At 51.4% G+C, this 216-nt stretch carries 1 rRNA gene; it reads right to left on the bottom strand.

The features are described 5' to 3' along the window. Positions 1-216 (bottom strand): 16S ribosomal RNA (locus ABWW33_RS33175); the annotation flags it as partial.

Here is a 216-nt window from a genome sequence, read left to right as displayed (position 1 = left end):
TAGCAACTAATGACAAGGGTTGCGCTCGTTGCGGGACTTAACCCAACATCTCACGACACGAGCTGACGACAGCCATGCAGCACCTGTGTACTGGTTCTCTTTCGAGCACTCCTCAATCTCTCAAGGATTCCAGCCATGTCAAGGGTAGGTAAGGTTTTTCGCGTTGCATCGAATTAATCCACATCATCCACCGCTTGTGCGGGTCCCCGTCAATTC

Origin of the sequence: Duganella hordei (genome assembly GCF_040369125.1) — a bacterium.
GTDB lineage: Bacteria > Pseudomonadota > Gammaproteobacteria > Burkholderiales > Burkholderiaceae_D > Rugamonas > Rugamonas hordei.
This window is presented reverse-complemented; position numbering and strand designations above follow the sequence as displayed.